This is a genomic window from Natrialba aegyptia DSM 13077 (assembly GCF_000337535.1).
Taxonomy (GTDB): Archaea; Halobacteriota; Halobacteria; order Halobacteriales; family Natrialbaceae; genus Natrialba; species Natrialba aegyptia.
On sequence record NZ_AOIP01000031.1, the window covers coordinates 223,636 to 244,232 of the forward strand.

At 63.3% G+C, this 20,597-nt stretch carries 20 protein-coding genes; 13 read left to right on the forward strand and 7 right to left on the reverse strand.

Translation table 11 applies throughout. The features are described from left to right. Positions 1–62: 62 nt before the first annotated feature. The 5 genes from C480_RS12220 to C480_RS12240 all read right to left on the reverse strand — a co-directional run bounded on the left by C480_RS12220 (position 63) and on the right by C480_RS12240 (position 5,557). Positions 63–2,249 (reverse strand): DHH family phosphoesterase, encoded by a 2,187-nt coding sequence (locus C480_RS12220; RefSeq protein WP_006665924.1) that lies wholly within the window; start codon positions 2,247–2,249, stop codon positions 63–65. 556 nt (positions 2,250–2,805) lie between these two features. Next, positions 2,806–3,099: a hypothetical protein gene (locus tag C480_RS12225; RefSeq protein ID WP_006665925.1), complete on the reverse strand. Its 294-nt coding sequence runs from the start codon at positions 3,097–3,099 to the stop codon at positions 2,806–2,808. A 509-nt stretch (positions 3,100–3,608) separates the two neighbouring features. Next, positions 3,609–4,367 carry a TrkA C-terminal domain-containing protein gene (locus tag C480_RS12230; RefSeq protein WP_049903699.1) on the reverse strand — a complete coding sequence of 253 codons (759 nt, stop codon included), beginning with the start codon at positions 4,365–4,367 and terminating at the stop codon, positions 3,609–3,611. Between the two features lie 258 nt (positions 4,368–4,625). Further along, positions 4,626–5,021: a hypothetical protein gene (locus C480_RS12235; RefSeq protein ID WP_049903631.1), complete on the reverse strand. Its 396-nt coding sequence runs from the start codon at positions 5,019–5,021 to the stop codon at positions 4,626–4,628. Between the two features lie 272 nt (positions 5,022–5,293). Next, a complete protein-coding gene (locus C480_RS12240) occupies positions 5,294–5,557 on the reverse strand; it encodes a hypothetical protein (RefSeq protein WP_006665928.1) in 264 nt (87 codons plus the stop codon). Positions 5,558–6,038: 481 nt separating this feature from the next. Between C480_RS12240 and C480_RS12245 the strand changes: the two genes are divergently transcribed. The 6 genes from C480_RS12245 to C480_RS12270 all read left to right on the forward strand — a co-directional run bounded on the left by C480_RS12245 (position 6,039) and on the right by C480_RS12270 (position 10,278). Next, complete coding sequence (locus C480_RS12245) at positions 6,039–6,767, forward strand: metal-dependent hydrolase (RefSeq protein WP_006665929.1); 729 nt, start codon at positions 6,039–6,041, stop codon at positions 6,765–6,767. A gap of 99 nt (positions 6,768–6,866) precedes the next feature. After that, the gene (locus tag C480_RS12250; protein WP_006665930.1) at positions 6,867–7,262 is read left to right on the forward strand and encodes an OsmC family protein; all 396 of its coding nucleotides are present in this window, start codon (positions 6,867–6,869) and stop codon (positions 7,260–7,262) included. A gap of 159 nt (positions 7,263–7,421) precedes the next feature. After that, complete coding sequence (locus C480_RS12255) at positions 7,422–8,579, forward strand: ComEC/Rec2 family competence protein (RefSeq protein ID WP_083873376.1); 1,158 nt, start codon at positions 7,422–7,424, stop codon at positions 8,577–8,579. Continuing rightward, on the forward strand, positions 8,576–8,884 hold the full coding sequence (locus C480_RS12260; RefSeq protein WP_006665932.1) for a DUF3006 domain-containing protein: 309 nt from the start codon (positions 8,576–8,578) through the stop codon (positions 8,882–8,884). Before C480_RS12255 ends, C480_RS12260 begins: the two co-directional genes overlap by 4 nt. 340 nt (positions 8,885–9,224) lie before the next feature. Continuing rightward, positions 9,225–9,725 carry a gamma carbonic anhydrase family protein gene (locus C480_RS12265; RefSeq protein ID WP_006665933.1) on the forward strand — a complete coding sequence of 167 codons (501 nt, stop codon included), beginning with the start codon at positions 9,225–9,227 and terminating at the stop codon, positions 9,723–9,725. 55 nt (positions 9,726–9,780) lie between these two features. Next, complete coding sequence (locus C480_RS12270; RefSeq protein WP_006665934.1) at positions 9,781–10,278, forward strand: DUF5799 family protein; 498 nt, start codon at positions 9,781–9,783, stop codon at positions 10,276–10,278. Between the two features lie 193 nt (positions 10,279–10,471). Here C480_RS12270 and C480_RS23830 read toward each other — a convergent pair whose 3' ends face one another. After that, on the reverse strand, positions 10,472–10,615 hold the full coding sequence (locus C480_RS23830) for a DUF7557 family protein (RefSeq protein WP_006665935.1): 144 nt from the start codon (positions 10,613–10,615) through the stop codon (positions 10,472–10,474). A gap of 111 nt (positions 10,616–10,726) precedes the next feature. Here C480_RS23830 and C480_RS12275 point away from each other — a divergent pair, with 111 nt between their 5' ends. Further along, complete coding sequence (locus C480_RS12275) at positions 10,727–11,023, forward strand: DUF7545 family protein (RefSeq protein ID WP_006665936.1); 297 nt, start codon at positions 10,727–10,729, stop codon at positions 11,021–11,023. Positions 11,024–11,076: 53 nt separating this feature from the next. Here C480_RS12275 and C480_RS12280 read toward each other — a convergent pair whose 3' ends face one another. Then, positions 11,077–15,540 carry a DUF7282 domain-containing protein gene (locus C480_RS12280; protein ID WP_049903633.1) on the reverse strand — a complete coding sequence of 1,488 codons (4,464 nt, stop codon included), beginning with the start codon at positions 15,538–15,540 and terminating at the stop codon, positions 11,077–11,079. On the opposite strand from C480_RS12280, the gene C480_RS23485 reads away from it, so the two are divergent. The 6 genes from C480_RS23485 to C480_RS12305 all read left to right on the forward strand — a co-directional run bounded on the left by C480_RS23485 (position 15,524) and on the right by C480_RS12305 (position 20,579). Then, positions 15,524–15,664 (forward strand): hypothetical protein, encoded by a 141-nt coding sequence (locus C480_RS23485; protein ID WP_161607006.1) that lies wholly within the window; start codon positions 15,524–15,526, stop codon positions 15,662–15,664. The genes C480_RS12280 and C480_RS23485 overlap by 17 nt on opposite strands. A 402-nt stretch (positions 15,665–16,066) precedes the next feature. Beyond that, a complete protein-coding gene (locus C480_RS12285; RefSeq protein ID WP_049903701.1) occupies positions 16,067–16,657 on the forward strand; it encodes a biotin transporter BioY in 591 nt (196 codons plus the stop codon). After that, on the forward strand, positions 16,654–17,346 hold the full coding sequence (locus tag C480_RS12290) for an energy-coupling factor ABC transporter ATP-binding protein (protein WP_006665940.1): 693 nt from the start codon (positions 16,654–16,656) through the stop codon (positions 17,344–17,346). The genes C480_RS12285 and C480_RS12290 overlap by 4 nt, the downstream gene beginning before the upstream one ends. 21 nt (positions 17,347–17,367) lie before the next feature. Next, positions 17,368–18,087 (forward strand): energy-coupling factor transporter transmembrane component T family protein, encoded by a 720-nt coding sequence (locus tag C480_RS12295; protein WP_006665941.1) that lies wholly within the window; start codon positions 17,368–17,370, stop codon positions 18,085–18,087. Between the two features lie 878 nt (positions 18,088–18,965). Further along, on the forward strand, positions 18,966–19,649 hold the full coding sequence (locus tag C480_RS12300) for a helix-turn-helix domain-containing protein (RefSeq protein WP_152424052.1): 684 nt from the start codon (positions 18,966–18,968) through the stop codon (positions 19,647–19,649). A 90-nt stretch (positions 19,650–19,739) separates the two neighbouring features. Continuing rightward, positions 19,740–20,579 (forward strand): pantoate kinase, encoded by an 840-nt coding sequence (locus C480_RS12305; protein ID WP_006665943.1) that lies wholly within the window; start codon positions 19,740–19,742, stop codon positions 20,577–20,579. Positions 20,580–20,597 lie beyond the last annotated feature (18 nt).

A 20,597-nucleotide genomic window follows, 5' to 3' on the forward strand; every position in this document is an offset into this window, starting at 1 on the left:
GGCCGATAGTGTCCGGAGGACGAGACTGCGTTGTGACGCGCCGTCTGGCGGTCGACGTAGTGTTACGCGAGCGTTGCGTCGAGTGCGTCGAGTGCCGCCTGGCGAACGGCGTCGCGCTCGCCGGGGAGGAACTCGATATGACCGTCCTGGCCGCCGACGACGTGGACGCCGGCGTCGGGGGCTGCTTCGGCGATGGCGTCGCCGAGGTCGCGAACGTTCAGCGACTCGGTTGCGCGGACGTGGAGTTCGTCGTCGCCGAGACCGAGGGTGACGAACGAGTCGTCCTCGCGTTCGCGTCGGTGCAGCGCATCGAGCAGGAGCGTTGTCGTCGGGAAGTTGTAGCGGTGGGTGAACGCCGCCGTATCGAGGACGGCGACGCTGATCCCGTCGACGGATTCGGTCGTCAGGTTCTCCCGGGCGGTTTCGAGACCGGTATCGAGTTTCGCGCGGAACTGTTCGGAGACGTGGGCAGCGAGGTCGCCGTCGACCGGCCGGTCGGTCTCCTCGTCGTCGCCGAAGAGGAGGTCGGCGACGAGTTCGCGTTTGTCCTTGTAGGACTGGTAGTAGGCCTCGAGCGCGATGGCTTCGCGGCGCTCGGAGATGCCGGTCTCGTCGTAGCCGGCGTCGGCGGCGAGTTCGCGGTAGGCCTCGGGGGTGTTCTCCCAGTAGCTGACGGCGGGGAGGTGTTCGAGGTCGGCGCGAACGTCGTCGTTGACGTGGGCGGCGACGGTTGCGGAGAGTGCGGTCGAGGTCACGTCCGAAACGTCCGCGTCCGCGAGCGACGGTGCGACGGCGATCGAGACGGCGTCGGTGATCGCCGCGTCAGCGTTGCTGTCGTCGATGACGAGTGCGTCGGCGTCGTACAGCGAGAGCAGGTCGTAACCGTCGACGGATTCGACGGTCGAACCGGCATCGACGAGGACGACGAGCGGGAGTTGCTCGCCGTGGCGTTCGCGGGCCTCGAGCATCGAGGTGACGTCGTCGGTTGCAGCGTCCATGTCGTAGACGCGACCGTCGAGCGGTCGGCGCTCGAAGTAGTGGTATTCGGCGTCGTCGCGGGTGTGCTTCTCGCGGATAAGCGGGAGCACGGCGCGCTCGATGGCGGCACCGGCAACGTAGCCGTCGGCGGTGGCGGCGTGGCGAACGACGATCGGTCGGGCCTCCATGACGGCGCGACGGATCGCGGTCGCGGCGTCGACGAGCCCGTCTTCGACGGCGGCGACTGCGTCGTGGTCGGCAAGCAGCGAGACATCGTCGGGGCTCGCCTCGCGTTCGAGTGCGGTTTCGAGGCGCTCCGTGACGGTCGCGCGCTCGTCGCCGTCGAGTCGGTCGAGGGTTTCGGTCTCGACCTGCAGGTCGCCGTGGTGGCGCTCGATTTCGCCTTCCAGTGCGACGACGTCGTCGACCGTCACGTCGGGGTAGGCACGAACGCCAGCTTCTTCGAAGGCGGCGCACTCGACGGTGCCGGTCTCGTCGCGCAGTTCGAAGACCGTCGGGCCGCTGGTCTGGCGGGCACCCGTGATTTCACCCTCGAGTCGGACGACGCTGCCGACCTGGTTCTCGATGGCGTCGACGGTGGTTCGCTTGAGCGCCGGTTCCTCGTCGACATCGCTCTCTTCGTCTGCAGACTCCGCAGCGAGCGTCTCGTCCGTCTCTTCGGCTTCAGTTTCCGCATCGGCGTCGGTCGCGGGAGCCGAGGCCGCCGCGGACTCGGTCGCAACGGAGCCGCTGCCGCCGGCGACGGTATCCGTCGCGTTCGGCGTCCCCGGCGTCGGCTGGTCATCGCTCGACTCAGCCGAGTCGTCGGTGGTCTCGGCGGCGTCCGCGCCGGTATCGGTCTGCGTGCCGCTCCCGGTCTCGTCCTCGAACTCCTCGGGACGGAACTCGTCGTCGGCCGTCTCGATCAGTTTGCCGCGGAACTCGCGTTCGCGCTGGCGGATCGACCAGCCCAGATCGACGTTGCCGTTGTCCCGCACGTCGAGCACTTGGACATAGACATCGTCGCCGGGGTCCCAGTCGAGGCTTTCGAGTCGTTGGTCGAGTTCGCTTCTGTGCAACAGGCCAGTAACGTGTGATCCGATGTCGATGAAGACACCGAAGTCGGCGTAGCCGTCGACGGTGCCCCGGTAGTACCGACCGGGGGAGAGCTGGGAGGCGGCTGTGCCTTCGAATTCGAAGACAGCATCCTCCTCGTGACTCTCGCAGATTTCACCGTCAACGGGTACACCACAGATGATACAGTTACCCATCTACTCGTATCAAGCAGTTTCGTCCTAAAACGGTTGTCGAAATGAGTCCGGGTTGTCAGGGTGACCAGCAGCGGTTTCGTCCACTCCTGTTCCCGCCTGCCCGCCGGGGACAGTACAGTTGCTCATCCTCCGGAGAACGGCCAGTACCGACCGATCGTGGTGATTCCTGATTCTGAACTCGTCCCGTCGTTCGGCCGCTGCTCTCGCTGGAGGGACACAGGGACAGGCAGAAATGGCACAACACGCGACAATGCGTCCGACCCGGACGAGTTCAAGCGTGACATCGAGGCCGAAAACGAACTTCGTCCGATCGACGGCCCGGAACCGGTCGAATGACTCCGTTGGTTGTAGAATGCGAGCAGTAGCGTTCGAGTCGCAGTTACGGCCCGGATTCCGGTCGATGCGGGGTTTCGAATGGTGGTAGATGGTGGTGGTCGGTGAGGGCTCCGATGGCGATCGTCTCCGCTCACCGGGCACACCGACCGGAACCCGATATCCCGCCGCGACCCGACGACGGGCGTGCAACGGCCACGGGACGTTGCACGCGGCGCTCGCGTTACGCCTCGTCGGATCGGTCGGGTACGGGCGGCGCAACGCGACACCCACACGGCCCCGCAACCGCGTCCGTCGGCCCGATCATCGTCGTTCGCGTGATCGGCTCCCCGCATCGCGGGCACGTTCTGAACTCGTGGTCGGTCTCGCGATCGGGATTTTCGTGTGCGTCACCGGGGTGTTCGTGCGTTTCGCCCGGATTCTTGTGTGCGTTACCGGGGTTCTCGTGTGCGTCGGTCCGGGTTTCGGTCGGTTCGGTATCCGGTTCGCCGACTCCGTCGTCGTCACTCCGGGTCATTCCTGATACCTCGTGACTCCGCCGAATTCGGACGGTAGAGACGGCAGTACGCGGACGATTCGACTCGTCAATCGTGCGGGATGTTTATATCCCGTGAGAATGTACGCAAACATGGCTTCAAACCGCACGGGTTGGAAGCCACGCCTTGGGTGTTGGTGCACCCGGGGCACTTTCGTACCCCACGTTGTGGCTTCCGTTCTAATTGGTAACTGGTAGTGACTTATATCTATCGCTGACTGTCGGGAAGGATCGCTGCGATCACTCTCGCCGACGAGATAGAACTCGAACCACAATTCCGTAATACAAGAGGGTGTCATAGAACAGTTTTCATCCCCTCTCTCTGTGACTACCCGACAAACGGTAAGTCCAGGGCAAGCAGTTACCGAAGCGGCTATCGATCTATCCGAACTATGCCAAAAGCTACCTGCTGAATATAGAGGTTGTAGGCAGCAGCCGATTAGCGTTTGTTTCCATGCTGATCAAGTGAATGTACCGGTCACGCGAACTGCTCACTGGTTGATAAGCTCAGCCTGTTCGTCAAGTATATCTTTGTGTTCCTCAGTCGCATCTTCGTGAGCATCCACATCGCCTTCGGCACGGTCAGAGAGTTCCTGCAACCTGCCTTCCTTTCCGTATAGGACGACAGTGTCGCCAGGATGTATCTCCGTATCTGATCCTGGGGCACCGATGTAGTCGCCATTTCGCCGAAGGCCGAGCAAGAGCACACCCTCTTCAGCGAGGTTCATTTCGTCGGCGCTATTGTTCGAAAGCCAGTCGTCCTGGTTCACGTCTACTTCAGCGACCTGATACTCGCTTTGGAGTCCGAGCATCCGGGTATAGTCGTTGATCGCCAGGTCTGTCGTCCTCTCGAGAACCCGTTCAATGAGTGGTGTAACGGCTTCATTAAGCAACTGACTCTTCGCGGTGGCAATAATCAGAAGCAAGCCACCAAGAACGTAGACGAGCGTAAGCGAATTTTCGCCACCAGAGTTGATGAACGACAGGAGAAGCGACGTGAGTGCACCCACGACACCGATACTCCCGATGCGAATTAACCATAAGATAGTGGATCGTCTGATGGGTTCGGAAACCGCGAATTCGGCCTCTTCAGTTGTAAAACCGGCCCCAGAGAACGCCGATGCGGCCTGAAATGTGGAGACATCGGGCGACAGTCCGGTCATCCGAAGCGCGACTGAGCCGATCCGGATGACTAGTAGAGAGAGTGCGAAGATGATGAAGACCGAGAAAATTTGGGTTGTTGCAACCATGTGCGTCACCACCATGGTGCTGTAAAAGAGTCCTCGTACGTTTCACAGTGCACTGATAGTACCCTATACTGAGCGACTACCACCTTCTCAAACCGAACTGAATCTTGTGCTGCGTTTGCGCTGTGTATTCAGCACGGATCTGCCAACATCACCAATAGATGATAGAAGTACTAGCGTTCGATTCACAAATGTAGTGAACGGATAGTTCGCTCCAGATTGGGTGAAAAGAACGCCATGCGGATCGTTCTATGACACCCTCTAATACAATGCTATTCGCTCGGCAGAGATTTTTATATACTGATAAATAAAATACTTATATTTTCTCCTGTATGTGATTGTTATGGTGACTCGCCGGTCCTTGCTCGCCTCGACGACAGCCCCGCCAGCGCAACCGTCGCCGGCTGTTCGGCCGTCCTCGGTGAAGAAACCGATCACCACTACGTGGATATGCTCAACGGAAGCGAGGAATCCCACGTCTTTGCGGTCACCATAACCAACGACGCCGGTGAGACGCTCTTCCATCGGACATACGATCTTCCAGCCTGGAACGGCGACGAAAACAGGGTCATCGACGGTTCCCCTGCGTCGGTTGCCGTCGCCGTTGACGACGGTGAACCCACACAATTCCCGTGGGCTCCCCGAGAGGGTCGTCATGCTAATTCAGAAGAGTGCTCCCAGGGAACGTCTGCAAGTCTGAGCATCTACTATGATCCACAGTCGGGCGACGGAGTAACCCCGATCTACGGGTGCGAAATCGCTCAAGATCAGTAGTTCGTCATTAGTACGACTACGAGTACGAGTACGAGCACAAGCACTGTTCGGATGAGACAAGAGTCACCCCGAAGTAGCGCACCGAACTCGGATACTACGTCCGGGCGATTCCGCCGAAAATCAATTTTTGTCGTCGATTCCGCACACCGAGCGCACTACTCGAAGACCGCCGAGTTCTCCTCGAGTTCGTCGAGATCGGCGAGGAGTTCTTCGATGTCTTCGGGGAACAGCGAGACCTGAATCTCGTTGCCGTCGGCGTCGTCGAAGACGAGTTTGACGCGCTTGTCGCCGAACTCGCGGGCCTCGGCGGATTCGACGTCGAACAGTTTGATCGTGGCTTCCTTGTTGTTGGGGCCGACGTTCTTGATCGCGCCGTCGTTGAGCTCTACCATGAAGTCCTCGAGCGTCAGTGAGAGCATACCCTCCGTACGGGGGCCGGATAAAAAACGCCACGGCATTGCGGTCGCCCGGTGAACTCGTCCCAGTCTGTTCATCTCGTGGGATAAAACGCGGTCAGCCCCGTGCAATCGTGGGACACAAACCGGAACCGAGGCCGCCCCAAAATGGGGCCACCACGGACAGTTCCCGCCGGATCGGTTCCGGATGCCGGATCGCATCGGCCCGCTTCGAGTCGTGGTCCGCACCGTGCGGAGCACTCCGAGGGCCGAACCGCATGCAGGGTGTGTCAGCGTGCGTGCGGCCGGTTATAATTTCGATCGGTGACGAATAAATACTGGTGATCGTTCACAGCATCGAACCGCGGCCCGGCACCGGGCCACAATTCGTTCGGGTATCCGTCGCCTTCGGGCACTCGCTCGAACCCGTTCCGGCGACCACTCGCCGCCGGCGGGCCCTGCCCCACCCAACTTTAAGTCGCTCACGACGAACCAACCGAACGCTATGGAACTCATCTGGCACGGTCACTCGACCTGGCACGTCACCGTCGGTGAGACCGACCTACTGATCGATCCGTTCTTCGACAACCCGAAGACCGATCTTGAGCCGTCGGACGTCGAGACGCCCGACTACGTGCTTCTCACCCACGGCCACGCCGACCACATCGCCCACGCCGGCGAGTTCAGCGAGGCGACGCTCGTCGCGACACCTGAACTCGTCTCCTACTGCGAGGACGAGTTCGGCTTCGAGGACGCGGTCGGCGGGATGGGGATGAACCTCGGGGGCACCGTCGAGTGCGGAGACGCGTTCGTGACGATGGTCCGTGCCGATCACACGAACGGGATCATGACCGAAAATGATGCGAGCGGCGGGATGCCGGCCGGATTCGTTATTTCGGATACGAAGCCGACGCAGGTCTCGGATGCAGAATCGACGACGTTCTACCACGCCGGCGACACCTCGCTCATGACCGAGATGCGCGAGGTCATCGGCCCCTATCTCGAACCGGACGCCGCCGCCGTACCGATCGGCGATCACTTCACGATGGGGCCGTGGCAGGCCGCCGTCGCCGTCGACTGGCTCGACGTCGACCACGCCTTCCCGCAGCACTACGATACCTTCCCGCCGATCGAACAGGACACGGACGACTTCGAGCGCGAAGTCCGGGCGACGGGCAGCGACGCGGACGTTCACGCGCTCGAGGCCGGCGAGCCGTTCGAACTCGAAGGGTAACCGCGTTCTTCTTTCTTCGCGCTCCTTTTGTCACGCTATCGAACGCTACTGCGTACGAGAACAACGTTTACAGCGCCGGCTGTGGATGGCACGAGTGCTATGTCGAAACAGGCGACGACGATCTCCGAAGAGGGCTACAGCGCGACGAACGAGGTCCGCGAGTTCGAGACGACGATCGATTCGAACGGCGAGGAGGCTCCCGACACGCTCGAATCGCTGCTCGCGGCCTACGGGTCCTGTTACGTCCCCGCACTGCGAGTCGGCGGCCAACAGCGCGGGGTGGAGGACCTCGGACGGATCGAGATCGATTCGGAGGGCGAACTCAACGACGACGACAAACTCGAGTCAATCACGTTCGATATTCGCGTCGAGGCCGAGGTCGACGACGAGACGGGCGAGGAGATCATCGAGCGCGCGTTCGAACTCTGCAAGGTCCACGACGCCCTGAAAGAGAGCCTGCACGCGGACGCGAGTCTCGAGGGCGACGCGTTCTGAGCACGGATCGACTTGTGAGCCGAGTCTGTCCTTGTCGATCGGCGGGTCCGAAGTGAACGGTGGGAACTGGCCGCCGGTCGTCACCCGTCGTTGCTCGTTGCACGGCGTTTCAGGCACCGATACTCGAATTCGCAGCCCGCGTGACTTCCCCAAATACCCATGTCACTGGATCTCATTGGGTGGCCCGTGAAACGAGTGGTGGTAGTGATCGCCGTGGCTACGATCGTCACGCTCGCAGGCTGTGGCGGTGGCTTCGGTCTCGGCGACACCGACCAAGAGCAGGACGACGGCGAGCGCGATTCGGACACCGCTCCGACGGCCGTCGAGGGTGAACTCGAGATCCATCACATCGATGTCGGGCAGGGGGATTCGACGCTGCTGGTCACTCCCGAAAACGAGACCGTGCTGATCGATACGGGCGACTGGCCGGCGGACGGTCGGGACGTCATCGATTACCTCGATGAACGCGGAATCGACCGTATCGACCACCTCGTCGCGACGCACGCCCATTCCGACCACATCGGCGGTCACGCGGGCGTCATCGAACACCTCGAGGAAAACGGCGACGGCGTCGGCGCGGCCTACGACTCCGGAGTCGCTCACACGAGCGCGACGTACGACAACTATCTCGACGCGATCGAGGAATACGATGTCGACCTGTTCGAGGTCGTCGAAGGCGACACGCTCCCGCTCGAAAACGGGACGACCGAGATAACCGTGTTGAACCCGCCGGCGGGTGACTCTGGTGACGATCTCGACCGAAATGCGGTCGTCCTCGCCGTCGAGTTCGGCGAGTTCAGCTATCTGACGACCGGCGATATCGGGGAGGCGACGGAAGCGCGGTTGATCGACGCACACGGTGGTGTTCTCGACGCCGACGTTTACCAGGCGGGCCATCACGGATCGTCGACCTCCTCGACCGATCCGTTCCTCGACGCCGTCGACCCCGACACGGCGATCGTCTCGAGCGCGCTCGACTCGCAGTACGGGCACCCGCACGACGAGGTGCTCGAAGCCTTCGCCGACCGGGGTATCGAAACCTACTGGACGGGCGTCCACGACTCGGTCGTACTCAGGACCGACGGCGAGGAGCAGTCGGTCACGCCGGAGACGGAAGCCTCGACCGATCCGTTGGTGTTGCTCGATCGGAAGCACGAGGCGAACGAGCAGGCGGCCCTCGAACGCCGGCCTGATGCGGCCTCGACGCGAGTTCAGTCCGCCGCGGCGGGACCCGGTGCGATCGGGTCGACCGCGGCCGGGTTCCAGCCGACACCGCCGATTGATAGGCTCTCGGTTCCTACGTCACACCAGCCATGAACTCTCGAGCGACCTACACCGCCGTCCTTGACCGACTCGTCGACGGCGGAACGGCCGTCCTGCTGCTCGAAGACGGCGGCGATCCCGTCGCCGAAGTCACACTTCCCGTCGACCGGATTCCGGCGGCCGGTCGGCACGAGGGGGCCGTTTTCGAGGCGACCGTCGACGAGACGGCCAACGAGGAGACGACCAATGAGGTGAACTCGGTAGTCGATCTCGAGTACCGCGAGGACGAGGAGGACGTTCGACGCGAGCGGACACAGGATCGGTTCGATCGGCTGTCGGAGCGCCTTTCGGAGGAGTAGCTGCGTGCAGATGGGCGGACGCTGAATCGACGATAGTATCAAAGCCGACGCTCTACGGGACGCGGACATCGGTTACAGCCATCGAAAAGCCGGGTAGGGGTAGAGTGGGTGTGGTGGGTGGTGGGTGCCGGGTGCCGGGTATGCGGGAGTCGTGAATCCACTTGGCCCGTAACGGGAGGGCAGGGATCTCACAGCAGCGGTGCACTGGCAGTGGGGGCCAGTTCGCCCGCTGTATTTCATACATCTCGTGCCGCCATCTTAGCCGTGATGCCAAACTACATTGGAGCGGATACCGTCACCAAGACACACATTCAAGACCGTTCGCGAGACACCCTCGCACATGTTACGCTCGTTCAACGGGATGGCCCCGCGCGTTGCTGACTCGGCCTACGTCGATGACACCGCGGTCGTCATCGGCGATGTCGTCATCAAAGCCGACGCGAGCGTCTGGCCGAACACCACGCTTCGCGGCGATCACGGCACGATCGTCGTCGGCGAACGCGCGAACGTGCAGGATAACGCCGTCCTTCACGAGGAAGCCGAACTCGAACCCGCCGTCACGGTCGGCCACAGCGCGATCGTCCACGACGCCACCGTCGCCGAGGGCGCACTGATCGGCATGAATGCGGTCGTTCTCGATGACGCACACGTCGGCGAGGGAGCTGTCGTTGCCGCCGGTAGCGTCGTCACCGAAGGAACCGACGTTCCCCCAGCCACGCTCGTCGCCGGAACGCCCGCCGAACCGAAGGGCGAGGTCGACGATCCTGAACTCGAGGCCACGGCGACCCACTACGCAACGCTCGCGACGCAGTACGCCGACACCGCCGAGCGAATCGACTGAACGCCCTCGAAATCGGAGGGAAACGCTGATACAACTACCGTCCGAACCCTCGCGCATGAGCAATACGTCCTGGACCGACCGCATCGTCGGCGAGCGGATGGCCGTCGATCAGGAGTTCTCCTCGCAGATCGCGAGTTCGCGATTCTCGAACCAGCAGTGGAGTCTGATCATGACCGCGACGGAGTTCGAGATCGAACACCCCGACGACCCAGACCGGGCGCAGATCGTCGCAGATACGGACAAGCTCGAACAGATCATTCCCGAACTCGAAAACGTCCAGTCGGGGATGGGGGCGATGGCTGGGGCGGGTGGCTCCGGTGCCGGCGGTAGCGGCGGTTCGGGTTCCGGGGGACTCGTCGACTCGATCAAGGGCGCACTCGGGATGGGTGGCGGAGGCGCGAACGATCACGCCGAGAAACGCGAGGCGGCCGAACGGTTGACCCAGACCTACGCCGACGAGTTGCAGTCCCACCTCGAATCGAAGGGGCGCTGGGAGTCCGTTCGTGAGGCCGCTGTCGTAACGAGCGAGGACGATACCGAAACGAATAGCTAACGGCCCGTTCACTGCTCGCTCAGTCGTTTTTCTGATCCCGTCGTCGTTCCACCGCCCGTCCGGACGTGCACCGTCCGCCGATACCGTCGCGCCCGAACGTTCATACGGACATACGGACTGCTGTCAGCCGTTCCGGCGCAACCGCTAACCGCCTCGCGGCGGTTGCGTCGGGAAATCGGTACAGCGGACCGTCTCAGTCGCCCGCGTGGAACAGCGTATACTCGCTCGTCTCGTAGATGTTGATGAGTTCCATGATCAACTCGTCGTTCGACTCGTCCTCGATGCGCAGTTCGTCCAACCGTTCGATCGTTTCCTCGTCGAGTTCAATCTGTGGCATATGTCCACGCACGGCATCAGCGGGCAAAAACATCGCGGGCTACTGGATGAACGCTCGGCAAACGCACCAGAATCCCACAGCACCTTTACGGACGCTCCTCGACGTATGAGTATGGCAGATACAACCGACGTGGAGACGACGACCATCTCGATCAGCGCCGACGACGACACCACGGACGAGGTCACAGTCCCCGCCGGACTCCTCGATCTCGTCGCGGAGGGCGACCAGACCGCAGCCGAAACGGTCGGCGACGTAACGCTGCTCTCGTTCGCCAGCCGCGCCCACCACATCGTCCACCACGGCGAGGAAACCGATCCCGAACTCGACGCCCAGGAAGAACGCATCATGGAACTCTTCGAGGAGCGCTTCGGCGTGACCTTCGGGGAGGCGACCGGCCACCAGCACTAACTCGGCGCGATTTCGTTGCGCTTCGAACCGTTGTGAGGTAATATCACCAGTAGCTAGGTCCCCGTCTCGTTCGGAGCAGCACCGTTCGTCTCCTGCTGAGCACCGGGCTCGATCGATTCGGAATCGGGAATGGCCGTGTCGGCTATCGCGTTATCTTCCGTCGTGTCGTCCCCCGGTGAAGCTTCAGCAGCCGACTCGTCGGCGGACTCCGCCTCAGTTCCGTTCGTCGGCGGCGATCCATCGGTAGCGTCCTCGGTGGTCGACTCGTCCGGCGACGCTCCGGCGGGCGATCCGCCGTCGCCGTTCTCCGTCGGGGCCTCTTCGATCGGCTCGTCAGCCGGCGACTCGTCGGCCGGGACCGCAATGCCTTCGATCGTCACCGACGCCTGTTCGTCCGCCGTCGCGACGGTGTGCGTCGACTCACCCTCCGGAATCGTCGACGAGAACGTCAGCACCGTCGTTTCACCCGGATCGAGTTCAGTTTCGTCCTCGGCGATCGTCGTTCCGTCGACGCTGTAGGTAACCGGCTGGCTACCCGGTCGATCACCCGTGTTCGTGATCGTCGCGGCGACGGTCACGTCCTGCCCGGCGACGAAGGACGAGGGTGCCGAGAGATCGACGATACTGAACTCGGCGGGATCGGCCGGCTCCGCGACGGTGACGGTCGTCTCAGCGGTTTCGTTCTCGGTCGCGACCGTCGCCGCGTACTCGCCGGGCTCGAGTTCACTCGTCTCCGCACTCAGCGAGACCGTTTCGGTGGCAGCGGGGTCGAGCGCGACGCTCGTCGAATCGACGACGGTGCCGTCGAGCGCGAGTTCCACGTCCTGCTCGCCAGCTTCGTCCCCGACGTTTTCGATCAGCGCGTCGACCTCGAGCGGATCGCCTTGCTCGACCGGCGAGTTCGTCCCGTCGATTTCGACGGCGAACGCGGCGGGATCGGGCGGCTCTTCGATCGTCACCGTCGTCTCTGCGGTCTCGTTCTCGGTTGCGACCGTCGCCGTGTACTCGCCGGGCTCGATCTCGGATGTCTCCGCACTCAGCGAGACCGTTTCAGAGCTATTGGCATCGAGTTCGAGAGCGGTTGCATTGACGACGGTACCGTCGAGAGCGAATTCCACGTCCTGCTCGCCGGTTTCGCCGCCGACGTTCTCGACGAGCGCCTCGACCTCGAGCGGGTCGCCCTGCTCGACCGGCGAGTTCGTCTCGGTGATCTCGACCGCGAACGCGGCGGGGTCGGTCTCCCCGAGGATCTCTCCTGCCGTCGGCGTCTCGGCGATCAGCGGCTCCTCGTACCCGAAGTGAGCGAGGTCGAACTGCCAGACCAGCCGTTCGTCCTCGTCCGCGGGCGTCCACTCGACGGTGAACTCGTCCTCGCCGGGCTCGAGCGCGTCGATCGGTTCCTCGTCGGTCGTCCCGTCGATGAACTCGCTGATTCCCGGCAGCGCGACGTCGTTCGGGTTCTCGGAACCGAACGTCACATCGATGACGGGCGCATCCGGATCGGCGTCGACGACGGTCGTCTCCTCGACGGCGATTGCGGGCTCCGCCGGCCGAACCTCCTCGTTGCACGCCTGCGCCTGCGGATTCGGATGGTCGATGCCGGCGAACGGAATCGCCTCCGGCGAGCTGATGCCGGAGATGTAGGTGCCGAAGGTGCCGTACTCGGGCACGCCGACGGTGACGGTCTCGCCGTCGAACTCGTCTTCCGCGCCGACCTCGAAGACGATCGTTCCCGTGAACGGCGCTTCGGTGTCCTCGCCGATCCTGACGAAGTCCTCGATGATCGTGTTCCCGAACCCGCCGGCGGCGTAAAAGCCCGTGCTCGCGGCGATCCGCTCGCCCTCCTCGAACGTCCCCGTCACCTCGGCCCGCGTGCAGTTGGTGAACTCGACCTGGAACGACTCGTCGACCGTGTACTCGAGCAGCTCCGTTTCCAGCGTCCGGTTCTCCTCGACGGCGACGAGCGACACCTCGAGCAGCGAACTCGATTCGAGCGGCGTCTCGAGGTCGATCGTTTCGTTCTCGATCGCCTCGCCGGCGTCGAACGGTTCCGTCTCAGCGAGTTGCGTCCCGTTCTCGTCGGCGACCGTCAGCGCGTAGTCGACCGACGCGTTGGCCGTCTCGATCGTCAGCGACTCGCCGTCGCCGGTCTGGTCGCCGACGGACAGGACGGCCTCGGGATCGATCGGCTCGTCGATCGTGAACTCGATCGTCTCGTTCGCGAGCGCCTCGTCGTCGTCCGCCGCTCGAACCGAGACCGCGATGGGGCTATCCTCCGTGATCGGCGGCTCGAGTTCGAGTTCGAACGCCGAGACGGCGTCGCCCGCATCGATGGTGTCGCTGTCGACGCGCTCGCCGTCGTAGGTGGCGCTCACCAGGTAGTCGACGGAGGCGTTCGCCTCGTCGACGAGTAGCGTCTCTCCGTCGCCGGTTTGGTCGCTCACCGAGAGGGAGGCCTCGCGCCCGTCGGGAGCGTCGGATTCATCGACGGTGACGAACGCCGTATCGAGTACCGGCGCGCCGCCCTCGGTGACGTACGGGTCGTCGTCGCCGCCGGCTCGCTCGACGTAGCGGAACGTCTCGTCGCCGGTCGTATCATGGTGGACGGCCGCGGTGAGCGCCTGGTCGGCCTCGAGCGGTTCCTCGAGTTCGATTGCGACGTTTTCGTGGTCGCCGGGCTCGAGGTATGATGAGACGCCGATCACGTCGTCGGGGTCGAGAGCCGCGGTCGTATCGTTGTAGATCGCGACGAAGCCGCCTTCCGAAAGGGACACCGCGTCGATTTCGACGGTCTCGCCCGTCGTGTTCTGGTTCGAGAACGAGATCGAGGCGTTGCCCTCGAGTTCGTCGATCTCCTCGATACGCTGGGTGACCTCGATCTCGACGTACTGGACGAGCCGAGTCTCGTCGTCGATCCCTTGCTGGACGGCGTAACTCGTCGTCTCGGCTGCGGTTTCGGCGGTCAGCGTCTGAAGTTGCGTGAGGGAGATCCGCTGGGACTGGATCGCCCGTGCCGTCTCCTGACTCGCGCTCGTGGCCGCCACCTGTAGCTGGGTGACGGTCGCCTCCTGGTACTGGGTCAGTGCTCCCTGCGCACTCCCCGCGGCGAGGCGCTGGACCTGCGTAACGGTGACGACCTGCGTCTGAATCACGGCCCCCTCGCCGGCACCGCGGGCGACGGCCTGAATTTGCTCGATCTCGACGACCTGGTACTGGATCGCCGACTCGACCGCCCCCTTCGACGCACCCGTCGCGGCGGCCTGGATCTGCGTGATCGACACCTCCTGGTGCTGGACGAGCACGCCCTGCGCACCGCCGTCAGCCGCCGCCTGAATCTGCTCGACGGTGGCCTCCTGCGACTGGGTGATCGCCCCCGTCGCCGCGCCGTGTGCGGCCTCTTCGATCTTCGCCGTCGACAGCCGCTGGACCTGCTCGACGCGGACCGACTGCACCTGCTTGATCGCACCCGCACCCGCACCCCGCGCTGCGGATTGGGTCTGCTCGACCGAGACGGTCTGTTGCTGGACGAGCGCGCCCGCAGCCGCCCCCTTCGCCGCCGTCTGGATCTCCTTGATCGTCGCCCGCTGGCGCTGGTCGGCCTCGATCTGCTGGTCTTGCTCGAGCGCCGTCTCCGTGCTCCCCTCGAGCGTCCCCGCCGCAGCACCCGCCGCCGCGTGCTGTGCGTGCTCGACCGGTATCGCCTGGCGCTGCTCCGCGGTGAGTTGCTGGTACTGTGCCAGCGCACCATAGGCAGCCCCCTGTGCCGCCTCCTGAACCGTCGGCTGGTCGTCCACCTCGTGCTCGCCGGCCGAACTCGCGGCACCCGTCGCAGCTCCGTACGTTGCGACCTGGAGCTGTTCGACCGTCACGCGCTGTCCCTGGGCGAGCGCTCCGTGTGTCGCGCCCCAGGCCGCACTCTGCAACTGACTCGCAGTCGCCGTCTGGTGCTGTGCGAGCGCACCGTCCGTCGCCCCGGCGATGGCGGCCTGAATCTGCGTCGCGTTCACTCGCTGTTCCTGAATCAGCGTCCCGTGTACCGCACCCGTTGTCGCCGCCTGTACCTGCTGCGCGTCGGCTTCCTGGTACTGTGCGGCGGTTGCGTTGGCAGCGTCCATCGCAGCCACGCGCTGGTCCTGTGTCACCTCGACGCCCTGAGCCTGTACGAGTTCAACCCCGCGATCGACACCCTCCTCGACGGCGGTTTCGAGCTCCTGAGTGAGGATGGCCTGGTCCGGTTGCGGGTGCGTGCCATCGGCGGTGACGCCGTCACGATCCGTCGCCGTCGAATCGACCGTCGCAAGCGGTGTCGGCGACGATTCCGCGCCGCCTCCGTCGCTAGCAACGCCGGGCGTCGAAGCGGAGGGCGAAGACGCGGGTGCGTCGCCGAACTCGGTGTTCGGCTCGTCGCTCCCCACGCCGGGACGGTCAGTTCCGAGCAGCGCGACTGCGGCCATGCTCGTGATCAGCAGACCCGCGACCGCGACGACTGTGACTGTTCGTGTGCGCGCCCGCGTCATCGCCGACCACCGCGACGCCGGCCGCCATCACCGTCGCATCCGCCATCCCGCCGTGACCGCCGCGAGTACCTGTCCCTCGAACGCGAACGCCGACAGGATACGCCCCGTCTCGCGCCTCGAGTAGAGCACCGGTATCGCCGTCCCGCTGTGCGATTCTCCCGATCCAAATGGTATGCAGTACCACCCCACATCGTTTTCCATCACCCGACCGAATCCGCGCATAAGCTCGCCGGTCGTTTCAGCACCCGCGCTGACACAATCACTTGTTACGCTATGGCAGAGACAAGCGAGATGCGACTCGCCGGCGGACAACGCGAGTTCAGCGGCGACTGGCAGCACTACGCAGCGACGGTGACGGTAACGGACTGCGACAGGAAGCGACCGCTTTCGAACCCGCGCTGTCTCGAAGCGGGCGAGAATGAGGCTATGAGTGGGTGTAAACCGGCTTCCGCTCCCGCCGATCGTCGCGGTCGGTCCCACCTCGAAAACCGAAGTTTTGATCACGGTTTACGAACGAGGCGGTGGCATGGAAACAGATCAGCGTGAGGTTGAACTCGTCGGCGACGCCGCCGTGCATCGATTCGCTCGCGCGGCGTTGCTCGCGGCGCTTCTCGGTGCGGTTGCACCGGTTGCGATTCCGCTGCCGTTCTCGCCGGCTCCGATCACGCTGCAAGTTCTGTTCGTCTTCCTCGCCGGACTCGTTCTCGGACCGGTCTGGAGCGCGTTTTCGATGGTCCTCTATCTTATCGCCGGTGCCGTCGGAGTACCTGTCTTTGCCGGGTTTAACGCGGGCCTCGGCGTTCTGTTCGGCCAGAGCGGCGGCTACCTCTGGTCGTACCCGTTCGCGGCGGCGCTTATCGGGCTCTTCGTTCATCGCGGAACCGACGTTCGAGACCCGGCGAACGTCTCGCTGCCCGTCGTCGTCACCGCACTCGTTGCCGCAACGACTCTCATCTACGGGATGGGGTCGGCGTACATGAGCCTGATACTGGAACTGAACGCCTGGGAGGCGGTTACCGCCGGTGCACTGCCGTTCATCCCCGGTGAAATCGTAAAGATCGCCGCCGCGATCGCCATCGTCAGAAGCGGCCGCCTCTCGCCGACCCGAGTTCGATGATCGAGTTCAGATCCGTCACGTACGGCTTCGACGACGTGTCCGTCCTCGAGGACCTGTCGCTGACGATCGAAAACGGAGAGTTCGTCGTTCTCGTCGGCCCGAACGGCAGCGGGAAGACGACCCTGCTGCGCCACTGCAACGGGCTTCTCACGCCCGACAGCGGCACCGTGCTGGTCGACGGCACGCGGGTCGAAGCGGACCTGATCGCCGCACGCTCGACCGTCGGCATGGTCTTTCAGCACCCGCGCGACCAGTTCGTCGCCGCGACCGTCGGCGCGGACGTGGCGTTCGGCCCGGAGAACCTTGGACTCGATCGCCCGGAGATCGACAGCCGCGTCACGGCCGCCCTCGAGGCGGTGAACATGGCCGACCGAGAGGACGACCGCATCGAAACCCTCTCGGGCGGCGAGCAGGCCCGCGTCGCCATCGCGGGCGCGCTCGCGATGAAACCATCGTACCTCGTCCTCGACGAACCCTTCACCGGTCTCGATACGCCCGCCCGCCGCTCCGTCCGCTCGCGACTCGAATCGCTCTCCGACCGCGGGACGGGCGTTCTGCTGGCGACCCACGACCTGCGCGAGATCCGCGACCTCGCAGACCGCGTGATCGGTATGCAGGACGGCCAGATCATCATCGACGAGCCACCCGAACAGGCACTCGACGACTGTGCTGAACTCGCGATCCTGTGATCCGTCGCCTCCGTCCAGAGTATGCTCACCTACGTTCCCGACGATACGCTCGCCCACCGACTCGACCCGCGGTCGAAGCTCGCCGTCCAGCTCGGATTCGCCGCGGCTGCACTGACACACACCGGTCCGCGTGCAATCCTCGTACTCTCGGCGCTCGCAATCGGAATGCTGGCCGCTGCCGGCGTCTCACCGATCCGGGCGGTCATCGCCGCCCGCTACGCGCTCGTCATCCTGTCACTGGCACCGCTGCTCGCCGCCCTCACGCTCGGCCCACCATGGATCGAGACCGACGCCGGACTCACCACCGCTCTCGCGAGCTATCGAGTGTTGCTCGTGCTCCTCGTCAGCACGGCTGCCGTCCGCTCGACGCGCGTCCGCGACTCCCGAGCCGCCATCCAGCGGACGATCCCCGGCCGTCCCGGCCACCTTCTCGGTATCGGCGTCGCGCTTCTCTTTCGATTCCTCCCCGTTCTTCGGGCGGACATCCAAACGATTCGAGACGCCATGGCCGCCCGACTCGGCGCCCAGCGACACGCCCACGAACGCGCCGGAACGATCGCACTGCTCGGACTCTCGCGCGCGTTCGATCGAGCCGACCGCCTCTCGCTCGCTCTCCGAGCGCGCTGTTTCGCCTGGAACCCGACGCTGCCTCCACTCTCGTTCTCTCGCCTCGATATACCCGCATTACTACTCGCGACGACACTGTTGTGCTCGACGCTACTGACAACGATTCCGTTGTAAGACGACCAGAAGGGGGAGCGGCGAGCGCACGGCGAAGTTCGCCGCGCTCGCAGGCCGCAAACCCAGCCGCGTGCTTGCTCACTGGATGGGGGGGATGGATTGACAAGCGGATGGGGGGGATGCCTCCAGACGAACTCGCCTGGATGGGCATTCGATTATTATTGGTGATTACTAATAACTGTTTGGCAGACGGGCGTCTGACGATCCCGGGCCAGTGTCGAACGAACTGATTGGTCGGCTTGTGAATAGGACCGGATCTTTGTTTCCCGATATCTCTCCTGAACTCTTCAGCGCCGATTATGAACTCGAGGTTCAGAACAGGGTCTAAGCACCTGTATAGCTGGTATACGCCATCGAAATAAGCGGTAAAGACAGTAACGGCTAGTGGTGTAGTATACTCACAGATCAGTCACTGAGAAAGATTGTCGAGAAGAAACTTGTTACAGATCCTCTAAAATTCTCGGCTATCCCTACCCGGAGGCTGAGTGAACGCAGTATGCGATTGTGCCGGGCGATTCCGCGCTGCTGAACGAAGGCTTACCTCTCCATGAGAGTGTACGATGAAACAAAACATATTTATATCCTAATAGAGATTGAATTTATAGACAGAAAAGATTATATTATTTGAGTAGTCGGAATAGTTTCATCACGTCATCATTGCTATTGGCCAGAGTGTCATAGAACTGTTCCCATACTCTCTCTGTGACTACCCGACAAACGGTAAGTACAGAGGATCCACTTTCTAGAAAACCCATCACATATGTGGCTGTAATCAGCCTCCGCACCGTGGAGGATTTCTATGACATCCTCCGCTTAACGAATCACCGCCTTCACTTGCTTCGGAACGTTTTTACCAATGGTTATTGTCGTCTGACTACATGAAGAGAGTGACATATATTGTCACTCCACGGGAGAGGTACTTCGATCCGACGGAACTTCGGTTTCGGGCGAACGGGGTGACACTCGAGGCGATCCACGAGGTAGACATCCTTACGGACGGGACGATAACGGTGTTTCTCGAGGTGACGGGCGAAGTACCGGCAGTTCGGCGGTCCTTCGACGAGGACCTGCCGCGCCTGGTGGACTGCGAGATTCTCGACACCGATCAAACGACGATGGTCCAGCTTCGCTACCACCCGACCGAGTTCAACCGAGCGATTCTCGAAATCCATCGGAGTTACGGGGTGTTGGTGCAGTATCCCATGGTGTTCGTCGACCCTGCACAGTCGTCCCTGCGGGTGACGGTCGCGGGGCCGAGCAAGGACATCCAGCAACTCGTCGCCGAGACGCGCGATCTCGCCGAGCTCACCGTCGAAGCCGTTATGGAGTACGATCACACCGCCAGTCGGCAGTTTCACGAACTCACGACCCGCCAGCGCGAGGTCTTGCTCACCGCCTACGAGTGCGGCTATTACGAGGTTCCACGAGAGGCGACCTACGAAGATATCGCGGCGGAACTGGACTGTTCTGCGAGTTCAGTCGGGCAGACGCTGCGGCGGATCGAATCTAGACTTGTCACCGTGACCGTCTCGAATCGAACGGGGGCTCGGACGGAAACCTGAGACGTGTGATAGCAGTAACAAAACCGCCCCTAGGGCCACAATGTGGCTCGAATCCGCAACGTTATACTCCCCGAGTCGCAAGGGTCGCCAATGCGCGAGGAGGCGACGGCGTTCGTACCAGGGCACATAACGGGCTTTTTCAGCGCGCACCCGGCGGACGATCCGACGAAAGCGGGATCGCGCGGTGCCGGACTGACGCTGACCGATGGCGTTACGGTCACGGTCGAATCGGTATCCGACGAGGCATCAGAGTCGATCGTCATCCTCGACGGCGAAATGATCGATATCGAACCGGTCGAGACCGTTCTCGAGACGCTCGGCGTCGTCGCTCGCATCGAAGCCGAGTCCGACCTCCCGCTGGGTGCCGGCTTCGGCGTCTCGGGTGCGATGGCGCTTGGCACCGCACTCGCAGCGAATCGCGTTTTCGAGTGCAAACTCTCGCGAAACGAACTCGTGGCGGTCGCCCACGGTGCGGAGGTCCAGGCCGGCACCGGGTTGGGCGATGTCGTCGCACAGGCTCACGGCGGCATTCCGATCCGTCTCGAACCGGGGAGCCCGCAGGAGAACGAACTCGACGCCATCCCCACGCGAGCGCGCGTCGAATACGTGTCGTTCGGTGAACTCTCGACGGCGGACGTGCTCGCGGGCGAAACGGAGCAGCTGACAACGGCCGGCAAGGAGGCGCTTTCGCGGGTCGTCGAGGAACCGACGCTCCTCTCGTTTATGTACGCCTCGCGGCTGTTCGCCCGCGAAGCGGAGTTGCTGACCGACCAGGTCGCAAAGACGATCGGCGACGTGACCGACGAGAACGGCCAGGCGTCGATGGCGATGCTCGGCGAGACGGTCTTTGCGCTCGGGACGGGGCTCTCGGCGGCGGGGTACGAGCCGTCAGTTTGTGCGACCCATCCCGCGGGAGCGTTACTGAAGTAGCGCGTCGCTGCCGGGGCG